The sequence below is a fragment of the Streptomyces sp. NBC_00249 genome (genome assembly GCF_026342355.1).
Taxonomy (GTDB): Bacteria; Actinomycetota; Actinomycetes; order Streptomycetales; family Streptomycetaceae; genus Streptomyces.
Map to the genome: position 1 here is coordinate 472,108 of NZ_JAPEMV010000006.1, position 20,481 is coordinate 492,588.

At 74.6% G+C, this 20,481-nt stretch carries 18 protein-coding genes; 10 read left to right on the forward strand and 8 right to left on the reverse strand.

All coding sequences use genetic code 11. The features are described 5' to 3' along the window. Positions 1-66 precede the first annotated feature (66 nt). Entirely contained in the window at positions 67-1,218 is a 1,152-nt protein-coding gene (locus OOK31_RS26980; protein ID WP_267089940.1) for an ROK family transcriptional regulator, read from the forward strand. A 201-nt stretch (positions 1,219-1,419) separates the two neighbouring features. On the opposite strand, the gene OOK31_RS26985 is transcribed toward OOK31_RS26980, so the two are convergent. Beyond that, on the reverse strand, positions 1,420-2,172 hold the full coding sequence (locus tag OOK31_RS26985) for a GntR family transcriptional regulator (RefSeq protein WP_267089941.1): 753 nt from the start codon (positions 2,170-2,172) through the stop codon (positions 1,420-1,422). 383 nt (positions 2,173-2,555) lie between these two features. Between OOK31_RS26985 and OOK31_RS26990 the strand changes: the two genes are divergently transcribed. The 4 genes from OOK31_RS26990 to OOK31_RS27005 all read left to right on the forward strand — a co-directional run bounded on the left by OOK31_RS26990 (position 2,556) and on the right by OOK31_RS27005 (position 8,612). After that, positions 2,556-3,464, forward strand: a complete 909-nt coding sequence (locus OOK31_RS26990) for an alpha/beta fold hydrolase (protein WP_267089942.1) — start codon at positions 2,556-2,558, stop codon at positions 3,462-3,464. Positions 3,465-3,570: 106 nt separating this feature from the next. Beyond that, entirely contained in the window at positions 3,571-5,169 is a 1,599-nt protein-coding gene (locus OOK31_RS26995) for an alkaline phosphatase (RefSeq protein WP_267089943.1), read from the forward strand. 142 nt (positions 5,170-5,311) lie between these two features. Beyond that, a complete protein-coding gene (locus OOK31_RS27000; protein ID WP_267089944.1) occupies positions 5,312-6,757 on the forward strand; it encodes a GNAT family N-acetyltransferase in 1,446 nt (481 codons plus the stop codon). A gap of 145 nt (positions 6,758-6,902) precedes the next feature. Beyond that, positions 6,903-8,612 carry a DUF885 domain-containing protein gene (locus OOK31_RS27005; RefSeq protein WP_267089945.1) on the forward strand — a complete coding sequence of 570 codons (1,710 nt, stop codon included), beginning with the start codon at positions 6,903-6,905 and terminating at the stop codon, positions 8,610-8,612. A gap of 120 nt (positions 8,613-8,732) precedes the next feature. On the opposite strand, the gene OOK31_RS27010 is transcribed toward OOK31_RS27005, so the two are convergent. After that, positions 8,733-9,269 (reverse strand): rhodanese-like domain-containing protein, encoded by a 537-nt coding sequence (locus OOK31_RS27010; protein WP_267089946.1) that lies wholly within the window; start codon positions 9,267-9,269, stop codon positions 8,733-8,735. 94 nt (positions 9,270-9,363) lie between these two features. Here OOK31_RS27010 and OOK31_RS27015 point away from each other — a divergent pair, with 94 nt between their 5' ends. Beyond that, positions 9,364-9,810, forward strand: a complete 447-nt coding sequence (locus OOK31_RS27015; protein ID WP_267089947.1) for an Lrp/AsnC family transcriptional regulator — start codon at positions 9,364-9,366, stop codon at positions 9,808-9,810. On the opposite strand, the gene OOK31_RS27020 is transcribed toward OOK31_RS27015, so the two are convergent. Beyond that, on the reverse strand, positions 9,800-12,826 hold the full coding sequence (locus OOK31_RS27020) for an SMC family ATPase (RefSeq protein WP_267089948.1): 3,027 nt from the start codon (positions 12,824-12,826) through the stop codon (positions 9,800-9,802). The genes OOK31_RS27015 and OOK31_RS27020 overlap by 11 nt on opposite strands. After that, a complete protein-coding gene (locus tag OOK31_RS27025; RefSeq protein WP_267089949.1) occupies positions 12,823-14,028 on the reverse strand; it encodes an exonuclease SbcCD subunit D in 1,206 nt (401 codons plus the stop codon). The genes OOK31_RS27020 and OOK31_RS27025 overlap by 4 nt, the downstream gene beginning before the upstream one ends. A gap of 202 nt (positions 14,029-14,230) precedes the next feature. On the opposite strand from OOK31_RS27025, the gene OOK31_RS27030 reads away from it, so the two are divergent. Further along, positions 14,231-15,496 (forward strand): vanadium-dependent haloperoxidase, encoded by a 1,266-nt coding sequence (locus tag OOK31_RS27030; protein WP_267089950.1) that lies wholly within the window; start codon positions 14,231-14,233, stop codon positions 15,494-15,496. Positions 15,497-15,527: 31 nt separating this feature from the next. On the opposite strand, the gene OOK31_RS27035 is transcribed toward OOK31_RS27030, so the two are convergent. Continuing rightward, entirely contained in the window at positions 15,528-16,157 is a 630-nt protein-coding gene (locus OOK31_RS27035) for a YigZ family protein (protein ID WP_267089951.1), read from the reverse strand. 125 nt (positions 16,158-16,282) lie between these two features. Here OOK31_RS27035 and OOK31_RS27040 point away from each other — a divergent pair, with 125 nt between their 5' ends. Then, the gene (locus OOK31_RS27040) at positions 16,283-16,687 is read left to right on the forward strand and encodes a CoA-binding protein (protein ID WP_267089952.1); all 405 of its coding nucleotides are present in this window, start codon (positions 16,283-16,285) and stop codon (positions 16,685-16,687) included. Between the two features lie 31 nt (positions 16,688-16,718). On the opposite strand, the gene OOK31_RS27045 is transcribed toward OOK31_RS27040, so the two are convergent. Beyond that, positions 16,719-17,309 (reverse strand): XRE family transcriptional regulator, encoded by a 591-nt coding sequence (locus OOK31_RS27045; protein WP_267090028.1) that lies wholly within the window; start codon positions 17,307-17,309, stop codon positions 16,719-16,721. Positions 17,310-17,416: 107 nt separating this feature from the next. Between OOK31_RS27045 and OOK31_RS27050 the strand changes: the two genes are divergently transcribed. Then, positions 17,417-18,283, forward strand: coding sequence for a DMT family transporter (locus OOK31_RS27050; protein ID WP_267089953.1), 867 nt, complete (start codon positions 17,417-17,419; stop codon positions 18,281-18,283). A gap of 30 nt (positions 18,284-18,313) precedes the next feature. On the opposite strand, the gene OOK31_RS27055 is transcribed toward OOK31_RS27050, so the two are convergent. Further along, positions 18,314-19,066 (reverse strand): acyltransferase, encoded by a 753-nt coding sequence (locus OOK31_RS27055; protein WP_267089954.1) that lies wholly within the window; start codon positions 19,064-19,066, stop codon positions 18,314-18,316. Positions 19,067-19,203: 137 nt separating this feature from the next. Between OOK31_RS27055 and OOK31_RS27060 the strand changes: the two genes are divergently transcribed. Continuing rightward, positions 19,204-19,755, forward strand: a complete 552-nt coding sequence (locus OOK31_RS27060; RefSeq protein WP_267089955.1) for a gamma carbonic anhydrase family protein — start codon at positions 19,204-19,206, stop codon at positions 19,753-19,755. Between the two features lie 57 nt (positions 19,756-19,812). On the opposite strand, the gene OOK31_RS27065 is transcribed toward OOK31_RS27060, so the two are convergent. Continuing rightward, positions 19,813-20,478, reverse strand: coding sequence for a DedA family protein (locus tag OOK31_RS27065; protein WP_267089956.1), 666 nt, complete (start codon positions 20,476-20,478; stop codon positions 19,813-19,815). Between the last annotated feature and the right edge of the window lie 3 nt (positions 20,479-20,481).

The following is a 20,481-nucleotide window of genomic DNA, read 5'->3' on the forward strand; positions in this document are numbered from 1 at the left end:
TCTCGCAGCTGCGGCGAGAGGGCAGTACGATCCGGCTGACAGGGCCGCTAGCTGGGAGGACACACGTTGGGGCAGCTGACCGGCGGGGATCCTTCTCTGCTCCGGCGGATCAATTCGGCCGTGGTGCTGCGAGCACTGCGGGCGGCCGAATCGCCGACCCTCACCGACCTCACCCGCGCGACCGGGCTTTCCCGGCCGACGGTCGAGGGGGTGGTGGAAGGGCTGATGGGCACCGGGCTGGTGGTCGAGGCCGAAGCGGAGGAAGGCGCGCGGAGGCAGGGGCGGCCGGCACGCCGGTTCCGCTTCCGTGCCGAGGCCGGGCACCTGCTGGGCATAGAGATCGGCTCGCACCGGATCGCGGTACTGCTGTCCGGGCTGGACGGCCGGGTCATCGGAGCCGGGACCAAGGACGTCGCGGAGACCGCGTCGGCCGACGAACGGCTGGAGCGCGTCAGGGCGGCCGTCGCCGATCTGCTGCGCCGGGCCGGGGTGCCCCGGGACTCCCTGCGGGCCGTCGGTGTCGGCAGCCCCGGGATCGTCGAGGCGGACGGCACGGTCCGGCTCGGCACGGCGCTGCCCGGCTGGACGGGGCTACCGCTCGGGGAGCGGCTGCGGCGTTCGTTCCGCTGCCCGGTACAGGTCGAGAACGACGCCAACGCGGCGGCGGTCGCCGAGAACTGGAAGGGCGCGGCGCGGGGCATCGACGACATGGTGTTCGTGATGGCCGGGCTCAGCCCGGGCGCGGGCTCCCTGATCGGCGGCAGGCTGCACCGTGGCTTCGGTGGTGCGGCGGGCGAGATCGGCGCACTGCACCTGCTGGGCCGCGAGGTCACCCCGGAGCGGCTGCTGTCGACCACGGGCGAGCCGCTGCACCCCCTGGACGAGCCGGCGGTGGCCGAGGTGTTCGCCATGGCCAAGCAGGGCGACGCGGGTGCGGTGGCCGCCGTGGAGCGGTTCCTCCAGCGGCTGGTGCACGACGTGGCCGCGCTGGTCCTGGCGATGGACCCGGAAGTGGTGGTGGTCGGGGGCTGGGCGGCCGGCCTGGACGGGGTCCTGGACCCGCTGCGCCGCGAGCTGGAGCGCTACTGCCTGCGCCCGCCGAGGGTGGCGCTCTCCCTGCTCGGTGAGGCCGCGGTGGCCACGGGGGCGCTGCGGCTGGCGCTGGACCACGTGGAGGAAGAACTGTTCGCGGTGGAGAAAACGGTCACCGCCCGGTGACTCCGTCGGTTCCGCCCGGGCCCCATCGCCCGGCGGAACCACGGGCTCACGCATGACGCGTGGGTGTTCCACGAAGGCCTCACGACCTGCGACCACCTCGACGAGGACTCGTTCCCGGACCCGGAGCGCACACGGACGCTGCCCCTCGCGCCCGGGCGGGGCGGAAGGGGCAGCGGGTGGGGTTCCGGGTGGGGTTCGGGGTCAGGAGGCCGCGCGGGTTTCGGTGATCTCGACGCCCGAGTCGCCGAAGGTGAGGCGGCAGGTGTCGGCGCGGTACGTGGCCACGGAGACGGCGGCGGTGCCCTCGGCGGTGAAGTAGCGGGTGGTCACGAGGAGGACAGGGGCGCCGGGCAGGCGGTCCAGCTCCTTGGCGTCGTCGGCGCGGGCGGAGCCCAGCTCGACCGAGCGGTCCTGCCCGTCGAGCGCGAGCCGCTGGAGTTCCCGCAGGACGGCGCGGGCCCGCGCGGGCCCGGCGGGGGCGTCGATGGCGGAGAGCCCCGGCACGGACGCTGCGGGCACGTAGAGCAGCTCGGCGGCGACGGCCTGGCCCTGGGTGACGCGGGTCCGCCGGACGGTGTGGACGGGCTGGCCGGCGGCGGTGCCGAGGAGCTTGAGGACGGCGGCGGTGGGCACGCAGTCGACGGCGTCCACGGCCTCCCAGCCGTCGGCGCTCTCGGCGGGCCAGCTGTGCTGCGCGCTGCCGACGGCGACGCCCACGCGCGGCGGGGCGACGGTGGTGCCGACGCCGCGGCGGCGCTGCAGGCGGCCTTCGAGTTCGAGCTGCTCCAGGGCTTGGCGCAGGGTGGCGCGGGCGACTCCGAAGCGTGCGGCGAGCTCGCGCTCGTTGGGCAGGACCTCGCCCACGGCGAAGTCCTGGTCGAGCGCCTCGCTGAGCACGTTCTTGAGGTGCCAGTACTTCGGCTCCGGCACCGATTCGAGCTGCGTGGTCCCCACCCTGACTCCTCCTGCAATCGCCGCTATCGCCGAGTTCCAGCGGCAGTTCCGCGCCGCAGTTCCGCGCCTTTGTTTATTAAAGGTTCCTGCACTATCCCTGCGACGATAGGACGGCGCACCCCCTTGGTCAAGACCAATCCTCGCCGCTTTGCCGGGCAGATCGGGCATATGTAGCAAGCCGTTCACAGGATGTTCTCGCTCCCCCGCCCTTCGGCGGGAAGACGTCCGGGACGCGTCCGAAAGGTGCCGCAAAGCGTCCGGAAGGCTTCGGCGAGGGCACGGGAGGCGCGAGGGAGGGTTGTCGCCGGGGACTACCGGGCGGTAATCATGGGGCAGTCATTACTGACGGCCCGTCTCACACGCGTCCCCCGACGAGGAGCAGCATGACCGCCACGGTCTCCTTCACGATCGATTCGCCGCTGGGCCCCCGCACCGCCACCGTCGCCCATGAGCGCAAGGGCGCCGGCGAACCGCTCCTCCTGCTGCACGGCATAGGCCACCACCTCCAGGCCTGGCACCCGGTGACCGGCATCCTGGCCGCCACCCACGACGTCATCGCCGTCGACCTGCCCGGATTCGGCGCCTCCGGCCCGCTGCCGGCGGGCGTCCCCTACGACCTCTCCACCGTCGTCCGGGCGCTCGGCGCACTCTGCTCGGCGCTCGGCGTGGAGCATCCGCACGTCGCGGGCAACTCCCTCGGCGGGCTGCTCGCGCTGGAGATGGGCCGCGTCGGCCTGGCCCGCTCGGTGACCGCCCTCTCCCCGGCCGGGTTCTGGACGGAGGGCGAGCGCCGCTACGCCTTCACCGCGCTCCGCGCCCTGCGCGCGGGCGCCCGGGCGCTGCCCCGGCCCGCCCTGGAGCGGCTCTCCCGCAGCGCCCCCGGCCGGGCCGCGCTCACGGGCACCATCTACGCCCACCCCGCGCACCGGTCGCCGCAGGCCGTGGTCGCGGAGACCCTCGCCCTGCGGGAGGCGACCGGCTTCGAGGCGACGCTGGCCGCGGGGGGCTCCGTACGGTTCACCGAGGACGTACCGGACGTGCCCGTCACGATCGCCTGGGGCAGCCGCGACCGGCTGCTGCTGCGCCGCCAGGGCGTGCGCGCCAAGTACACCGTCCCCGGGGCGCGGCTGGTGCGGCTCCCGGACTGCGGCCACGTACCGATGAACGACGACCCGGCGCTCGTGACCCGCGTCATCCTCGACACCACCCACAGCACCTGCCCCGCTCACGACTCCGACACCGCTTCCTCCTCGGCACAAGCGCCGGCACACCCAACCGCCGAACGCCCATGACCTGCTGACGGCTGTTCATCCGCGGTTCGCGTGGGCGACGCGGCCGGTCCGGTGTGCGGCGGCACACTGGTCCGGCCCACCCCCGCCGGCCCCTGGAGAAGCACCGATGGCACCCCTGCCGCACACCCGACGGTCCCTGCTCGGCGGCTCGCTCGCCGTCCCCCTGGGGCTCGCCCTGTCCACCGCGTTCGCCGCGCCCGCCCTGGCGGCCTCGGCCGGAGCCCCTGCCTTCACCCGCTCCGGGCGCCCCTCCGCCCTCTGGGGGGCCCAGTCCGGTGAGATCACCGCTCACTCGGCGACCGTGTGGACGCGCTCCGACCGGCCGGCCCGGATGTCCGTCGAGACCTCCCCGAGCGAATCGTTCCGCTACGGCGTCCGCCGCCACGACGGCCCCTTCCTCGGCCCCGCCACCGACTACACCGGCACGGCGACCCTGCGCGACCTGCCGCCGGGCCGGCAGATCCACTACCGGGTCGTGCTCACCGACCCCGACGACCCGCGCCGCACGAGCGAGCCGGTGCGCGGCACGTTCCGCACCACACCCGTCTCCCGCCGCCACGACGTGCGCTTCCTGTGGTCCGGGGACCTGGCCGGGCAGGGCTGGGGCATCAACCCCGAGCTCGGCGGCTACCGCGTCTTCGACGAGATGCGGCTGCGCGACCCCGACTTCTTCCTCTTCAGCGGTGACACGATCTACGCGGACGGCCCGATCCAGGCGTCGGTGGCACTGCCCGACGGGCGCATCTGGCACAACGTGACCACCGAGGAGAAGTCGAAGGTCGCCGAGACCCTCGCCGAGTTCCGCGGGAACTTCCGCTACAACCTGCTCGACCGCAACCTGCGCGACTTCTACGCCCAGGTGCCCGTCCTCGCCCAGTGGGACGACCACGAGGTGCGCAACAACTGGTACCCCGGCCAGCTGATCGACGACCCGCGGTACACCGTCAAGGACGCCGACACCCTCGCCGCCCGCGCCCGCCAGGCCTTCGGCGAGTACTTCCCCGTCACCGACCTGCGGGGCGGCCGCGCCGAGGGGCGGATGTACCGGGTGCTGCGCCACGGCCCGCTGCTCGACGTGTTCGTCCTCGACATGCGCACCTACCGCGACGCCAACTCCCCCGGCCGTCAGACCGAGGACCCGGTCGGCATCCTCGGCACCGAGCAGCTGGCCTGGCTGAAGCGGGAGCTCTCGCGTTCCCGCGCCACCTGGAAGGTCATCGCCGCCGACATGCCGCTGGGCATCGTCGTCGCCGACGGCGCCACGAACTTCGAGGCCGTCGCCCAGGGCGACCCGGGGGCCCCGCTCGGCCGCGAGCTCCAGATCGCCGAACTCCTGCGCCACATCAAGCACCAGCACATCACCGGCACCCTCTGGCTCACCGCCGACGTCCACTACACCGCCGCCAACCACTACGCGCCCGAGCGCGCGGCCTTCGGTGACTTCGCGCCGTTCTGGGAGTTCGTCTCCGGCCCCGTCGGCGCGGGCGCGTTCCCGGCCGGGCGGCTCGACGCCACCTTCGGCCCGCGGACGGAGTACGTCCAGTCGGCGCCGGTCGCCAACATGTCCCCGGCCGAGAACCCCCCGTACTACGGCGAGGTCGAGATCGACGGGGACAGCGGCGAGCTGACCGTCCGGCTGCGCCGCCAGGGGGGCGGCGTGCTCTTCACCAAGAGCCTCCAGCCGGGCCGCGTCGGGCAGCAGTGACACGGGCGACGGATGCGGCGGAGCCTGCGGGCCACAAGGGAAATCAACTGGAAAACTGGGCGAAACCGACCAGATCGACGCTTAACCAGCCGGTCACAGATCGTTCGTGATCACGCAACACCCCTGAGCCACAGTGGTGTGCATGACTGACCGTAGCCCCGCCTCCTCCGCCGCCCGTCCCCACCGCCACCACTGGCGCCGGGACCTCGTCGAACTCGCCGCCCTCTTCTGCGCCGTGGCAGTGGCCGACGCCATCGCCAACCTCGTCGCGCACGGCCCCCGGGGCCCCTTCCTGCTGGTCGCCTCGGCGGTGGCGCTGCTGATCACGGCCGCCTTCCACACCTGGTGGGCACGCCGTCACAGTCATGCGCCGCCGCCCGGTGACACGGCGCCCTCGGATCCGGCGCCGCCCGCGGCCGCCGCACCCGTCGGCGCAGGTCCCGCCCCGGCGGCCACGGCCGCCCTGTGGCGGATGCGGACGACCGTACGGGACGAGCCCGGCAGCCTGGCCGCGCTCTGCACGGCCCTGGCCCGTCACCGCGTCGACATCCTGACCCTGCAGACCCACCCCCTCCCCGAGGGCGGCACCGTCGACGAGTTCCTCCTGCGCGCCCCGCAGGACCTCGCCTCCGCCGAACTCGCCCGGGCCGTCGCCCAGGCCGGCGGCCACAGCACCTGGATCGAACGGGCCGACGCCCACGACCTGGTGGACACCCCCACCCGGGTCCTGGGCCTCGCCACCCGCACCGCCCTGGACGCCGCCGAGCTCCCGCTCGCGCTGCGCCAGCTGCTGGGCCGCTGCACCATCCACTCGATCCCCGCCACCACCCTCTCGGGCCGCCCCAACGCGGGCGCCGACGCCCCCGTCGAAGGCGTCCTGGAAGCCACCGTGATGCGGCTGCGCGACCCCTCGGGCGGCGCCATCACCGTGGAGCGGCCGTACCTGCCCTTCACCCCGACCGAGTTCGCCCGCGCCCGGGCCCTCGTCGAGCTCGACGCCCGCCTCGGCCCGCGCGTCCCGCGCAGCCAGGACGTCCTGACCCTGCCCGAGGGCAACGAGATCACCGTCCGGCGCGCCGACGGCGCCGACCTCCCGGCCGCCCGCGCCATGCACGACCGCTGCTCGGAGCGCACGCTGGGCCTGCGCTACCACGGCCCGGTCGCCGACGCCGACCGCTACCTCGGCCACCTGCTGAGCCCCCGCTTCGGCCGCACCCTCGCCGCCACCACCGCCTCCGGCAAGCTCGTCGCCCTCGGCCACCTGCTGTGGGACGGGGACGAGACCGAGGTGGCCCTGCTCATCGAGGACGACTGGCAGCGCCGCGGCATCGGCTCCGAGCTGCTGCGCCGCCTCCTCGCGCTCGCCGTCGAGGCCGGGTGCGACAGCGTCTACGCCGTCACCCAGTCCTCCAACACCGGCATGGTCGCGGCGATGCGCGGCCTCGGCCTCCCCCTCGACTACCAGATCGAGGAGGGCACCCTGGTGATCACGGCCCGCCTCGACGCCACCCCGGTCAACTCGCGGCTGCCCTACGAGGTCCCGCGCGACCGGCTCCCGTACGAGCCCGGGACCAAGCCCCAGCGCTGAGCGACGGCCACCGGTCCGCGCCCGGGAACCCCCGGGCGCGGACCGCCCCGTACCCCCCGCGCCCCGGCCCGGACTTCGGCTCCGACAGGAGGTCAGGGTCGGTATGGTGATGACGCGGAGGCGTCCCGCATACGAAGATGGCGGGATGTCAGAGACCCTCCACAGCGACAGCGCAGCCCGTCTGCCCCGCCAGGTCGCCGATGCCTATGTCGACGAACTCATCGCCATCGACCCGATCGTGGGCACCTATCTCGGTGTCGCGACCAGTTACAGCAAACTGCCGGACTTCTCCCCCGCCGGCCGGGCGGCCGCCGCCTCTCTGGCGCGGGCCACCCTCGCCGCGCTCGACGCCGCCGAGCGGCTGCCCGGTGCGGACACCGACGCCGAACGCCGTTGCGGCCGCCTCCTGCGCGAGCGCCTGGACGCCGAACTCGCCGTCCACGACGCCGACGAGGACCTGCGCGCCGTCAGCAACATCCACTCCCCCGCGCACTCCGTCCGCGAGGTCTTCACCCTGACCCCGGCCGAGACGGAAGCCGACTGGGCCGCGATCGCCGAGCGGCTGCGCGGCGTTCCGGCCGCCTACGCCGGCTACCGCGAGAGCCTCGCCCTCGGCCTGGAGCGGGGGCTGTACGGCAGCCCCCGCCCCGCCGCCACCTTCGTCGGGCAGCTCACCACCTGGGCGGGCCAGGACGGCGACGGCGGCCCGGGATTCTTCGGCGAGTTCGTGGCCCCGGGCCCGGAGGCGCTGCGCGCCGAGCTGGACGAGGCGGCGGCCGGTGCGACGGCGGCCGTGGTCGAGCTGCGCGACTGGATGCGGGACGTGTACGCCCCGGCGGTCGCGGACGCGCCCGACCCGGTGGGCCGCGAGCGCTACGCCCGCTGGTCGCGCTACTTCAACGGCACCGACCTGGACCTGGACGAGGCGTACGCCTACGGCTGGGCGGAGTACCACCGGCTGCTCGCGGAGATGAAGGCCGAGGCGGCGAAGATCCTGCCGGGCGACCCGAACCCGTGGGACGCGCTGCGGCACCTGGACGAGCACGGCACCCACATCGAGGGCGTCGACGAGGTCCGGGAGTGGCTCCAGGGCCTGATGGACGAGGCCATCGAGAACCTCGACGGCACGCACTTCGAGCTCGCCGAGCGGGTCAAGCGCGTCGAGTCCATGATCGCCCCGGCGGGCGGGGCCGCGGCCCCGTACTACACCAACCCGTCGGAGGACTTCTCCCGTCCCGGCCGGACCTGGCTGCCCACCATGGGGCAGACCCGCTTCCCGGTGTACGACCTGGTCTCCACCTGGTACCACGAGGGCGTCCCGGGCCACCACCTCCAGCTCGCGCAGTGGACGCACGTCGCGGACCAGCTGTCCCGCTACCAGGCGACCGTCGGCCTCGTCAGCGCCAACGCCGAGGGCTGGGCCCTGTACGCGGAGCGCCTGATGGACGAGCTCGGCTACCTCAAGGACGCCGAACAGCGGCTGGGCTACCTCGACTGCCAGATGATGCGCGCCGCGCGGGTGATCGTGGACATCGGCATGCACCTGGGGCTGGAGATCCCGGCGGACTCGCCCTTCCACCCGGGCGAGCGCTGGACGGTCGACCTGGCGCAGGAGTTCTTCGGCCTGCACAGCGGGCGGCCGGCGGACTTCGTCGAGAGCGAGCTGACCCGCTACCTGTCGATGCCGGGCCAGGCCATCGGCTACAAGCTGGGCGAGCGCGCCTGGCTGCTGGGCCGGGACAACGCCCGCGCCGCGCACGGGGACGCCTTCGACCTGAAGGCGTGGCACATGGCGGCGCTGTCGCAGGGTTCGCTGGGGCTGGACGACCTGGTCGACGAGCTCTCCAAGCTCTGACCCGGCCGCCGCCACGGAGCCGACCGGAAACGCCGACGGGCCGGCCGCCCCCTGGAGGGGGTGGGCGGCCCGTTGTCGTACGCGGCGGCGCTGTCGTACGCGGTGGCGCGGTGGCGCGGGTCAGCAGCCGCAGTCGTCCGAGTCGGTGGGGGCGGTCAGCGGGTCGGCCTCGGCGCGCTGCTCGGTGCCCTGCCAGGTCTCGACCTCGAAGCCCTCCCGGATCCAGTACTCGATGCCGCCGAGCATCTCCTTGACCTGGAAGCCGAGTTCGGCCAGGGCGAGGGCGGAGCGGGTGCCTCCGTTGCAGCCGGGGCCCCAGCAGTACGTCACCACGGGGACGTTCCGGTCGAGGAGCTTGTCGGCCTGCTCGGGGATCAGGGCCGTCGGCAGGTGGATCGCGCCGGGCACGTGGGCCTGGTCCCAGGAGGGCGTGGAGCGGGAGTCGATCAGCTGGAAGCCGAGCTCGGCGCCCTGCTCGCGGTGGGCCTTGAAGGCGGCGGCCACGTCGGAGACGTCCGCGTGGAAGGCCAGGCTCGCGGCGAAGTACGCGGCGGCCGCGGCCGGGCTGGCCGGGGGGACCCGGAGCACGGGGTTGGCGGGGGCGGCGGGGGCAGTGCCGGTGGCGGTGGCGGTGGTGGCGTTCTGCGTCGTCGTCATGGCTCAAAATCTACGAACTGTTGATCATCCCCGGAAGTGGATTTCCCCGGCCTTTCCCTTGTTCCGGCGGGGATTCCCCTGCTAGAACTCCGGCATGACCGGCTATTCCCCCGACGCCACCGACTGGCGCATCCTGGCGGCCCTCCAGCAGGACGGCCGCGCCAGCTTCACCGAGCTGGCCCGTACCGTCTCCATGTCCGCGAGCGCCGTCACCGAACGGGTCCGCCGGCTGGAGGACGCCGGGATCATCACCGGCTACACGGCCGTCGTCGACCACGAGAAGCTGGGCAAGGCCATCCTGGCGCTGGTCCGGCTGCGCTACCCGCACGGCAACTACAAGCCGTTCCACGACTTCCTGGAGGCGACCCCGGAGATCCTGGAGGCCCACCACGTCACCGGCGACGACTGCTTCGTCCTCAAGGTCGCCGCCCGCTCCATGGGGCACCTGGAGGAGGTCACGGGCCGGATCTCCGGGCTCGGCGCGGTGACCACCAGCGTCGTCTACTCCTCCCCGCTGCCCCGGCGTCCGCTCAGTCCGTGACCGTTCGGTCCGCGACCCCGGCCGTGCGGTGGCGCACCACAGAGCCGCCGCGCTGCTTGACGATCTCCAGCTGGGCCTGGACCCGGGTGCGCAGGTCTCCGACGTGGCTGACGATGCCGACGCTGCGGTCCCGTTCCCGCAGGGAGTCCAGGACGTCGAGCACCTCGTCCAGGGCCTGGTCGTCGAGGCTGCCGAAGCCCTCGTCGATGAAGAGGGTGTCCAGGCGCATGCCGCCCGCCTCGTCGGTGACCACGTCGGCCAGTCCCAGGGCCAGCGCGAGCGAGGCGAAGAAGGTCTCGCCGCCCGAGAGGGTGGCGGTGTCCCGCTCGCTGCCCGTCCAGGCGTCCACCACGTGCAGCCCCAGACCGGAGCGGCCCCGGCCGCCCGAGCGGGCATCGGAGTGCACCAGGGTGTAGCGGCCGCCGGACATCCGCAGCAGCCGTACCGTCGCCGCCGCGGCGACCTGCTCCAGCCGGGCCGCCAGGACGTACGCCTCCAGGCGCATCCGGCGCTCGTTGTCGGCGGAGGTGCCCGCGGTGAGTCCGGCGAGCCGGGCCACGCGCTCGTACGCCTCGCGCAGCGGTCCCAGCGCCCGCAGCTCCTGCTCGGCCTGCCGGGAGAGCCGGTCCAGCTCGGCGCAGCGCAGCCGGGCGGCGTCCACGGCGGAGCCGGCCGTGCGCAGCCGGGCGGCGGCGCGGGCCTCCTGTTCCTCGGCGGTCCGGGCGTCGGCCGGGGGCAGGGCCGCCGCGCGGGCGGTGTCCTGCTCGGCGTGCCGGTCGGCGAGCATCGCCTCCTCGGCCTGCCAGGCGTCCGTGCGGTGCTGGAGGCCGGTGCGTTCGTACTCGGGGAGGACGGCTTCGGCCGCGGCCTCGGTGGTGTCGAAGCCGGCCTTGAAGGCGGCGTCGGCCAGCTGCCCGTCGGCCTCCTTCAGGCGCGCGGCGGTGACCTCGGCGCGGCGCAGCGCCGCGGCGGCGCCGGTGACCATGCGGATCCGGTCCTCCAGGGTGCGGGCGCGGGCCGCGACGCTGGGCGAGTCGCCCCGTACGAGGACCAGTTCGGCCTCCAGCGAGGCCTGCTCCTGGTCGAGGGCCTCGCGCCGGGAGGCCCGGGCCGCGGCCCGGCGTTCGGCATCGAGCCGGTCGGAGCTGCGTACGTCGTGCTCCCGCTCGGCGCGGGCGAGGCGCTCGCGGGCGGTGTGCAGTCCGGCGGCGTCCGCGTGGGCGGCGGCGTGCCGGGAGCTCAGGTCCGAGGTGAGGGCGAGGAGTTCGGCGGTGGTGGCGTCCCCGGCGGCGGAGGCGGCCTCGGCCTCGGCCTCCTGGACGGCGGCGAGCCTGCGCTCGACGGCGGCCCGGCGCTCCTCGGCCTGCTCGGAGCGGGCCTGGGCGGCGTCCTCGGCGGCCCGGTCCACGTGGCCGGGGGCGGGACGGGCGGGAGCGGGGTGCTCCGCCGATCCGCACACCGCGCAGGGCTCGCCGGGGTGGAGGGCCTCGGCCAGTTCGGCGGCGATGCCGCGCAGCCGGGCCTCCTTCAGCTCCAGCCAGCGTTCCCGGGCGGCGGTGGACTCCTCGCGTACGGAGAGCAGTTCGCCGGAGGCGGCTTCGGCGGCCGCCCCGAGTTCGTCGCGGCGGCGGGCGGCGGTCAGCTGCATCCGGGCCGGTTCCAGCCGGCCCGCGAGCTGCTCGGCCAGGGTGGCGGCCTGCTGGGCGGCGTCGACCCGCTCCTGGAGCGCGGCGCGGGTGGCCTCCCAGCGGGCGAGCCAGTCGGCGGACTCCTGCCGCTGCTCCTCGGCGTCACGGGACTCGCGCTCCAGCGTGGCGCGCTCGCGGCCGATCTCGGCGCTGCGCTGCTCCGCCCGCTGGGCGGCGCCGGCCGCGCCGAGGTCCTCGCGCAGCCGCTGCTCGACGGCGGCCAGCTGCTCGGTGCCCGCTCCGGCGAGGGGCGGGGGCAGCTCGGAGCGGGCCACGCCCTCGGCGTGCGCGGCGGTGAGGTGGGCGCCGGCCGCGGCCCCGCGCAGTTCCAGGGCGGGGGCCACGAGGGCGCCCCGGCGGGCCCGGTCCAGGAGTTCCCGTACGCGTTCGCGCTCCGGGGCGGCGTCGGCCAGCAGGGCCGCCCGGCGGGCGGTCTCGGCGTGCCGGTGCTGGAGCCGGTCGAGCTCGCGTTCCTCCTCGGCGGCGCGCCGGGCGGCGGCGTGGCGTCCCTCGGCAGCGGCGAGGGTGTACTCGGCGACGGTGAGCCGCTCCCGGGCGGAGCAGCGGGCGACGGCCGCCCAGGCCCGGACGGCGTCGGCGAGGCCGGGGTCGCCGGGCTGGTGGGCGGGCAGCGGCCAGGCCCGCAGGTCGGCGCAGTCCCCGGCGGCCTGGGCGAGCCGCTGGGCGGCGGCGAGGACCTTCTCGTCGCCGGCCCGCACCTTGGCCTCGGCGGCGCGGCGGCGGTCGGCGAGCAGGGTCTCGACGGCGGCGAAGCGGCGGGTGTCGAAGAGCCGTCCCAGCAGCCGGCCCCTGGCTTCGGCGCCGGCCCGCAGGAACTGGGCGAACTCGCCCTGCGGCAGCAGCACCACCTGGCAGAACTGCTCGCGGCTCATGCCGAGGAGCTGTTCGATCTCCTCGCCGATCTCCTGGTGGGAGCGGCTCAGCCCGGTCCAGCCCTCCCCGGTGTGCTCGCGCAGCAGGCTCTGGGCCTTGTCCCTGGTGGTGCCGGTGCCGCGTTTCTTGGGGCGGTCCTGTTCGGGGCGCCGGGTGATCTCCAGGCGGCGGCCGCCCGCCGTGAGTTCGAGGGTGACCTCGGTCGGGGTGTCGGGGGCGGCGTGGTCGCTGCGCAGGGTGGTGCCGGGGGCCTGGCGGGAGCCGGGGACCGATCCGTAGAGGGCGTAGCAGACGGCGTCGAGGACGGAGGTCTTACCGGCTCCGGTGGGGCCGTGCAGGAGGAAGATCCCGGCGCCGGACAGGGCGTCGAAGTCGATCTCCTGGGGTTCGGCGAAGGGGCCGAAGGCGGTGACCTGGAGCCGGTGCAGCCTCATCGGGTGCCCTCCTGGAGGCCTTCGCGGTCCGAGCGGTCCTGGCGGTGTTCCTCGCGGGCGGCCTGGACGCGCACCTCGTCGAAGGCACCGCGCAGCACGGCCCGCTCCGCCTCGTCGGCGCTGCCGCCGCCGCGGACGTGGGCGACGAAGTCCTCGGCGATCTCCTGGTCGCTGCGGCCCCGCAGGCGCTGCGCGTAGGAGGCGGCGCCGTCCTCCTCGCGGCCCTCGGGGTCGAAGGCCAGGCTGAGGGTGTGCGGGAAGCGGGCGGCGAGGCGGGCCATGGGGTCCTCGGGGCGGACCGGGTCGGTGAGGGTGGCCTCGACCCAGCTGTCCTCGCGGCCGGTGAGCGCGGGGTCGTCGAGGAGGTCCTCCAGGCGTCCGCGCAGCCGGGCGAGCGGCCGGGGGACGGGGGTGTCGATCCGCTCGGCGGTGATCTCCCCGGCCGGGCCCAGTTCGATCAGCCACATGGTCTTGCGGTGGTCGGCCTCGGAGAAGGAGTAGGCGAGCGGGGAACCCGAGTAGCGGACCCGTTCGTTGATCGTCTGGCAGCCGTGGAGGTGGCCGAGGGCGGCGTAGTCGATCCCGTCGAAGACTGCGGCGGGGACGGCCTCGACCCCGCCGACGGCGATGTCGCGCTCGCTGTCGCTGGCCTGCCCGCCGGTGACGAAGGCGTGCGCGAGGACCACCGAGCGGGTGCCGGGGGCCCGGCCGGCCAGGTCGGCCCGGATCCGGTCCATGGCCGCGCCCAGCACCGCCTCGTGGCTGACCTTCTGCGCGCCGAACTCCTCCTTGACCAGGGCCGGTTCCAGGTACGGCAGCCCGTACAGGGCGACGTCACCGTGTACGTCGGCCAGCACCACGGGGTCGGCGCAGCCCGCCGGGTCGGTCCTGAGGTGGATCCCGGCCCGGCCGATCAGCCCGGCGCCGACACCGAGGCGGCGGGCGGAGTCGTGGTTGCCGGAGATCATCACGGTCGGCACGCCGAGGTCGGCGAGCCGGTGCAGGGCCCGGTCGTACAGCTCGACGGCGGGCAGCGGGGGCACGGCCCGGTCGTAGACGTCCCCGGCAACGAGGACGGCGTCGACCTCGTGCTCGCGGACGGCCTCGACGAGGTGGTCGACGAAGGCGGCCTGGGCGCCGAGCAGGTTCACGCGGTGGAAGGACCGCCCCAGATGCCAGTCGGAGGTGTGCAGGAACTTCACTCGACCGCTCCGACCCGCACGCCTGTCTCCTTCGTGGCTCCGCACCGACCCTCCAGGCTAACCCCTTCCCAGCTGACCCGGTCGTTCCCGTCCACCGGCCCCGTTACGGGATCATGGCGCCGCTGCGACAGGTCTGTGGCCGAACTCCCCTGGCGGCTTCGGGCCCTTGAATCCGCCGTGCGCCGCTGGCTAGCTTCGCCGCATGCCGCTCACCTCCGCCCTACGCATCCGTCCCGCGCTGCTCGCCGCCGGCTCTGCCGCGCTGCTGGCCGTGACCGCCGCCGTCCCCTCGGCCGCCGCACCCGCCAAGGCCCCCGGGGCCGCTCCCGGGGTGGTCCTGGAGTGGTACGACACCACCGCCCGGACCGTCGCCGCGACGGCCGCCCCGACCCAGATCACCAACAGCCGCACCTGGGCGATCAGCTGGATCGCCGCCGCCCGCGCCACCCGCGAGGCCCCGGCCGGACCCGGCCGGGCCGGGTTCCAGGACGCCGCCGTGGCCTCCGCCGTGCACGACGTACTGGTGGCGCTCGCCCCCGCGCGCAGGGCCGAGCTCGACGCGGCCCTGGCCGCCACCCTCGGCCGGGTCCCGGACGGCGCGGCCCAGGACCAGGGCGTCGCCGCCGGCGCCCGGCAGGCCGGCGCCGTGCTCGCCTCCCGGGCCGGGGACGGCCTGGACCCGGCCTCTGTCAACGCCCCCTTCGCGGTGCCGCCCGCCGCCCCGGGCGTGTGGCAGCCCACCCCGGACGGCTACGCCCCGGCCGTGCAGTACGGCAACCGGCTGGCCAGGCCGTTCCTGCTGGAGCGCGCCGACCAGTTCCGGCTGGGCCCGCCGCCCGCGCTCGACTCCCGCCGCTACCGCACCGACCTCGCGGAGGTGCGTGCGTACGGGGCCGCCGACAGCGCGGTGCGCACCCCGCGCCAGACCGAGACGGCGAAGTTCTGGTTCGGGTCCTCGCTGACCCTGTACACGGAGCCGCTGCGGGTGGCCGTGGCGCGCTCGCACCGCTCGACCGCCGACCAGGCGGCGCTGCTCGCGCTGTTCCACGCGGCCGAGGTGGACACGCAGATCGCGACCTCCGACAGCAAGTACACCTACCTGCGGTGGCGTCCGGTGACGGCGATCCGGACCGGCTCCCTCGGCACCGACCCGGCCTGGACCCCGCTGCACCAGACCCCGGCGCACCCGGACTACCCCAGCGGCCACGCCACGTACGCGGGCGCCGCACAGGCCGTGCTGGACGCGCTCGCCGGTCCGGTGACCGCCCCGTTCGGCTTCACCAGCGACACCGCGCCGGGCGTGCGCCGCACGTACACGAGCTGGCGCCAGCTGACCCAGGACAACGTGGACGCGCGCGTCTTCTCGGGCATCCACAGCCGCACCGCCGACGAGGCGGGCGTCGAGCTGGGCGGGGCGGTCGGCCGGTACGCGCTGCGCAACGCCGACCGGCTGTTCGGCGAGCTCTGACGGCAGGACGGGGCGGCGGCGGCCGCGCGGTTCAGCCGTCGCCGTACGCCTCGCCGCCGAGCTCGAAGCCGGCCGTCCCCGCGGTGACGTCGGCGAGCCAGGCCCGGAAGGCCTCGATGTCCGCCTCGGGGAGGCCGATCTCGATCGAGACGGCCTCCCCGTAGCGCACGTCGAGCACGGCCCGGCCGGTGGAGCGCAGGTCGTTCTGGGTCTTGCCGGCCCGCTGGTGGTCGACGGTGACGGTGGCGAGCCGGTAGCGGTGGCGGGTGACGGTGCCGAGGGCGTCGAGGGCCTCGCCGACGACTCCGCCGTAGGCCCGGATGAGCCCGCCGGCGCCGAGCTTCACGCCGCCGTAGTAGCGGGTGACCACGGCGACCGCGTAGCGGATGTCGCGCCGGGTCAGCATCTGGAGCATCGGCACCCCGGCGGTGCCGCCGGGCTCGCCGTCGTCGCTGGCCTTCTGCACGGAGGCGTCGGCGCCGATCACGTAGGCGTAGCAGTTGTGCGTGGCGGTGGGGTGCTGCTTGCGGACGCGCGCGATGAACTCCTGCGCCTCGCGCTCGGTCGCCGCGGGCGCGAGCGAGCACAGGAACCGCGAGCGGTTGATCTCGGACTCGTGCGTCCCCTCACGGGCCACCGTCACGTACTGGTCTGCCTTCACCGGTCCACCCTACGGGCCGGGCCGCCGGGAATCGGACGGCTGTGCCCGTGGTTGTCCCGACGAGCACGACGAGCACGACGAGCACGACGAGCACGACACCGGAACGGCAACAGGAGGCGGCGCACGTGTACGGCGACCCGGCAACCATCCGCAAGATCCTCACCGAGCTCGGCGACACCTGGGCCGTGGTGGGGCTGTCGAACAACGAGGACCGGGCGGCCTACGGCGTCGCGCGGGTGCTGAAGCAGTTCGGCAAGCGCGTGGTGCCCGTGCACCCGAAGGCCGAGACGGTGCACGGGGAGCCCGGCTACGCCTCGCTGGAGGAGATCCCGTTCAAGGTGGACGTGGTGGACGTCTTCGTGAACAGCACCCTGGCGGGCGCGGTCGCCGACGAGGCGGTCGCGGCGGGCGCGGAGGCCGTCTGGTTCCAGCTGAACGTGGTCGACGAGGCGGCTTTCGCCCGGACCCGCGAGGCGGGTCTGGCCATGGTCATGGACCGCTGCCCGGCCATCGAGATCCCCGCCCTCTGACGGGTCCGGTCCGCGGGTCCCGCCCCGCCCGTCAGCGCGGGGCGACCACGCCGGGTACCGGCGGGATCGACACGGCCATGGTCATCTCCATCGGGTCCTGGCCCTCGTTGCGGTAGGCGTGCGGGGTGTTCGCCTCGAAGGAGACCGCCCCGCCCGCCGGGACCACGTAGCGCTCGTCTTCGATGACCAGGGTCAGTTCCCCGGCCGTGACGTGCAGCATCTCGAAGGTGCCGGCCGGGTGCGGGTCCGAGGCCGTGCCGTCCCCGGGCTCCAGCCGGTAGGTCCACATCTCGACCGGCCCGCGCCGGTCGTCGCCGAGCAGCATGTGCGCCTCGCTGCCCGCCACGCCGGCCCACATGCGCACCCCCTGCCCCGGGAGCACCACGTGCACCGTCGGGCCGCGGTCGTGGTCCAGCAGGGTGGTGATGCTGACCCCGAGGGCGTCGGCCAGTTTGACCGTGGTGCCGACGCTGGGGTTCGTACGGGCCTGCTCGATCTGGATGATCATGCCGCGGCTCACTCCCGCGCGGGCCGCGAGCGCGTCCAGGGTGAATCCGCGCTCACCTCGCCACCGCTTGAGGTTCCGTGCGAGCGCCTGGGTGAGCTGTTCGAGATCCGACACCATTCCGTCCAATATTTTGGATGACACAGTTCAACAGACTGAACTAACCTGCGTTGTACTCCACGCTGCACTGCCGCGTTCATCACACTGTACTGCGAGGTCCTTCCATGACCGCCCTGTTCGCCCTGGCCACAGCCCTGCTGTGGGGACTCGCCGACTTCGGCGGCGGGCTCCTGACCCGCCGGATACCCGCGGTCACCGTGGTCGTGGTCTCGCAGATCGCCGCCGTCGTCGTGCTCGGGGCGGTCGTCATCGGCACGGGCGCCTGGAGCGAGGCCGGACCCCAGCTGTGGTTCGCGGTCGCCGCCGGCCTCGTCGGACCGGCCGCCATGCTCAGCTTCTACAAGGCCCTGGCCCTCGGCCCGATGGGTGTGGTCTCCCCGCTCGGCTCCCTCGGCGTGGTCGTACCGGTCGGAGCGGGGCTGCTGCTGGGCGAGCGGCCCGGCCTCGGACAGTTCGCGGGCATCGCCGTCGCGGTCGTCGGCATCGTCCTCGCGGGCGGACCCGAACTGCGCGGGGCTCCCGTGCAGCGGCGCGCCGTCGTGCTCACCCTCGTCGCCGCCTTCGGCTTCGGCGCGGTGATGGCCCTGATCTCCGAGGCCTCCTCCACCCTGACCGGGCTGTTCCTCGCACTGTTCGTCCAGCGGGTCACCAACGTCGCCGTGGGCGGCACCGTCCTGTGGGCGCAGTCGCGGCGCGGGATCCCGGCCCTGCCCGAGAGCACCGGGCCGCGCGTGCTGTGGAGCATGCTGCCCGCGCTGGTCTTCGTCGGGCTCGCGGACGTCGCGGCGAACGGCACCTACTCGGTGGCCGCGCAGAACGGTCCGGTGACCGTGGCCGCCGTACTCTCCTCGCTCTACCCGGTGATCACCGCGCTCGCCGCCTTCGCCGTGCTCAAGGAGCGCCTGCGCGCGGTCCAGGCGGCCGGCGCCGGCCTGGCCCTGGCGGGCACCGTGCTGCTCGCGGCCGGCTGAGACCGAAGGGCCGTAGGGGCCCCAGACGGCCTAGGCCCCGCCCTGTTCCGCCTCCGCCAGCCGTGCCAGCCCGCGCAGCTGCTCCGGGGTCATCCCGTCCGGGATCGGCACCGGCGCCGGGGTGCGCAGCGGGGGCTGCCAGCCCGTCGCGGGCTCCCAGCGGCGGACGATCCGGGCGGGCGCCCCGGCCACCACCGCGTGGTCCGGCACCTCGCCCCGTACGACGGCACCCGCGGCCACCACCACGTTGCGGCCCAGCCGGGCCCCGGGCAGGATCACCGCGCCCGTGCCCAGCCAGCAGCCGGGTCCGATCTCCACCGGCGCGCTGCGGGGCCACTGCTTGCCGACGGGCTCGTGCGGGTCGTCGTAGCTGTGGTTGGTGGAGGTGATGTACACCCCGGGCCCGCAGAAGGTGTCGTCGCCGATGCTGATCCGGGTGTCGGCGATGACGTGGCTGCCCCGGCCGAGGACCACGCCGTTGCCCAGCACCAGGACCGGGTCCCGGCCGAGGTCGAGGTCCGGCATCATCCCGGCGGTCAGGGTGACCTGCTCGGCGATGATGCAGTGCGAGCCGAGCCGGATCCAGCGCTCGCCGAAGACGGTGCCCTGGGGGAAGGCGAGCCGGGTGCCGTCGCCGATGGCGCCGAAGCGCAGCCGGCCCGGGTTCTGCGCGGTGACCGCTCCCGCCTGCTGCATCCAGCGCCAGCCCGCGTGCGCGACGCGGCCGGCGACCCGGCGGCGCAGGGCCGTCAAGGATGAGAACGTGTTCTGGTTCTTCGGCACCCGGCCACGGTAGTGGGCCGGGCGCCGGACGGCCTGACCACGCTCCTGTGATCTTCACCCCATCGCCGGTACGGGCCCGGACGTGCCCTACGGTGCCGGTAGCGCGACAGCCGAAAACCGAAACAGAGGGAATGCGCATGACCCATCAGGCGACCCACGGCCAGGCACTCGTCGCGGGCGTCGGCGACCGGCACCCGTCCGTCGACCCGACCGCCTTCACCGCTCCGACCTCGGTCGTCGTCGGCGACGTGACGCTGGCCGCCGGAGCGAGCATCTGGTACTCGGCCGTCCTGCGCGCCGACTGCGGCCCGATCACGCTCGGCGCGGACAGCAACGTGCAGGACAACTGCACGCTGCACGTGGACCCCGGCTTCCCGGTGTCCATCGGCGAGCGCGTCTCCATCGGCCACAACGCGGTGGTGCACGGCTGCACGGTCGAGGACGACTGCCTCATCGGGATGGGCGCGACCGTGCTGAACGGCGCGGTGATCGGCGCCGGCTCCCTGGTCGCCGCCCAGGCCCTGGTCCCGCAGGGGATGGTGGTCCCGCCCGGCTCCCTGGTCGCGGGCGTGCCCGCGAAGGTGCGGCGCCCGCTCACCGAGGAGGAGCGCGAGGGGATCAAGGTCAACGCCGCCATGTACACGGAGCTGGCGAAGCAGCACCGCGCCTCGGTGACCCCGCAGGCCTGACCCGGGCCGCCGCCCCGGCCCAGGAGGCCGGGGCGCGGCCGGGGCGCGGCCGTACGGTCAGTCCGTGACGCCGGCCGGGGTGCCCGGGGCCGCCGCCGGTTCGGCCTCGCGGACCGCGGCCGCCGCCTTCTTCATCCGGGCGCGCACCACCAGCGTCACCGTGAGCCCGAACAGCAGGGCCAGTACCAGCGCCAGCCACGAGAAGCGCTTGAGCCAGGGCTCCGCGACGATCCCGACCGAGTAGATGACCGCGGTGGTGCCGCCGGCCCACAGGATGCCGCCGAGGACGTTCGCGACCAGGAACCGCCAGTACGGCATGCGCAGCACGCCCGCGAGCGGCCCGGCGAAGATCCGCAGCAGAGCCACGAACCGGCCGAAGAAGACGGCCCACATGCCCCACCGGTCGAAGGAGCGCTCGGCGAGGGCCACGTGCTCCGGCCCGAAGTGCTTCGGGAAGCGCCGCCCAAGCTTCTCCAGCAGCGGTTTGCCGCCCCGGCGTCCGATCGCGTAGCCGATGGAGTCGCCGATGATCGCGCCCGCGATCGCGCAGAGGCCCAGGACCACGGGGTCGATCTCCCCGTGCTGCGATGCCAGCAGCGCCGAGCTGACGAGGATGATCTCGCCCGGCAGCGGGATGCCCAGGCTTTCCAGTCCGATGACCAGTCCCACCAGGAGGTAGACACTGATCGCCGGAATCGTCTCCAGCCATTCCTGGATGTGCACCGG